The organism is Thermodesulfobacteriota bacterium, assembly GCA_040756475.1.
GTDB lineage: Bacteria > Desulfobacterota > Deferrisomatia > Deferrisomatales > JACRMM01 > JBFLZB01.
The window spans coordinates 1-1,773 of the sequence record JBFLZB010000357.1; the positions used below are offsets into that span (position 1 = coordinate 1).

1 protein-coding gene is annotated in these 1,773 nt (G+C 66.1%); it reads left to right on the plus strand.

Annotated elements, in window-relative coordinates; all coding sequences use genetic code 11:
• On the plus strand, window positions 1–1,171 hold a 1,171-nt coding region (locus AB1578_23690; protein ID MEW6490901.1), incomplete at its 5' end, for a sodium:solute symporter family protein.
• Window positions 1,172–1,773 lie beyond the last annotated feature (602 nt).

The following is a 1,773-nucleotide window of genomic DNA, read 5'->3' on the forward strand; positions in this document are numbered from 1 at the left end:
CGTCTTCATCCTCACCTACATGTGGGCGCTCATGGGCATCCAGTCCTCCCCGGCGTTCAGCATGTGGGGCTTCTCCAACACCAACCCCCGGCCGTTTGCGCCCCAGCAGGTGTGGGCGAGCTCGTTTGGCGTGGGCCTTTGCCTGTTCGTCTTCACGGCCCTCCAGGGCCTGGGCGGCTGGGTGCTGATCAAGCAGGGCGTCTTCGCCCCCGAGCTCCTGAAGCCCCCGAACCAGGAAAACCTCGTTCCGGCCTTGATCGACCTCCTGGCCAAGGGCTGGCCCATGCTCGTGGGGGTGCTCGCCGTGTGCGCCCTGGCGGCCATGCAGTCCACGGGCTCGGCCTACATGTCCACCGCCGCGGGCATGATCACCCGCGACATCTACCTGCGCCACATCAACCCCAAGGCCACGGCCGGCCAGCAGAAGATGATGGGCCGCCTGTGGGTGGCCGGCGTGACGGTCATGGCGCTGCTCGTGGCCACCTTCTCCACCGACGCGCTGGTCATGCTCGGAGGGCTGGCCGTCTCCTACGGCACCATGATGTGGATCCCGCTCGCGGGCACCCTGTACTTCCCCTGGCTCACCCGCCAGGGGGTCACCTGGGGCCTGGTGGCCGGCCTCGTCGCGGTGACCATGACCTACCCCTTCGGGTGGGCGTGGTTCAAGGCCTTCCGCGACTCCTTCGGGTTCGGCCACTACCCGCTGACCATCCACTGCGCCGGCTGGGGCGTCTTCTTCAATATCGGGGTCGCGGTGATCGTCAGCGCGCTCACCCAGCCCGACAAGAAGGAGTACGAGCGGCGCATGAGCTACCACAACTGGCTGCGGTCGCTTACCCGGCTGCCGCCGGAGAAGGAAAAGCTCCGCCCCTGGGCGTGGATCGTCACCATCGGGTGGTTCTTCTTCGCCATCGGCCCCGGCGCGGTACTGGGCAACAACTTCTTCTTCTGGAACGCGGCCGATCCCAGCAACTGGCCCTTCGGCATGGCGCCGCTCTGGCTCTGGCAGATCGTCTGGTGGCTGCTCGGCGTCTACATGATGTGGCTCCTGGCCTACAAGATGGAGTTCTCCACCCACTTCGGCGACGTGGAGTCGCTCCGCGAGGACTTCCAGATGGTCTACGGCGAGAAGGCGCCCATCCGGCTCGACGTGGAGGAGCCCGGCGTGTAGCCCGCTCCTCTCTCGCGGCACACCAGCAGCAATGCGGCGGCCCCTCGGGGCCGCCGCATCTTTTTGGTTCTCTTCCGGATCGTGTGGGTAGGCCCGCTGGAGCGAACCCGGGCGTCTGGGCGCGTAGGAGTGCACAGCGTGCGCCCCCACGGGTGCACCGTCCGTGTTCCCGGGCTCGACAGGCAGGCACGGCGCCCATCCACTCGGATCGAAACAGAACCCAAAAATGTCGCTTGACTGGGGTGAGACGCCGTTCTAGTATTTGCGTACTCCGGCCTACGGAAATGGGAGTAGTCGGCGGGTCCCGTCCGCGGCACGGAGCAGGTGTTTCGTAGGACGAAATACGCACGCCCTCCGGCGCAGGGGAGAAAGGAGCGAGACGCGAGGCGCCGTCCCCCGTTGGCAAACCGTCGTTTGAGGAGGGAAACCGTCCATGGAACAGAGCGTACTCTGGTTGTTCGTCTTCGTGGCCCTGTACTGGGCCTACTGTCTCTTCTGGGGCGTCAAGGGCTTCTTCAAGGCCAAGACCGCCTCCGACTACTTCATCGCCGGCCGCCAGATCCCCATGTGGGTCTTCGTGCTCGCGGCCACCGCCACGTCCT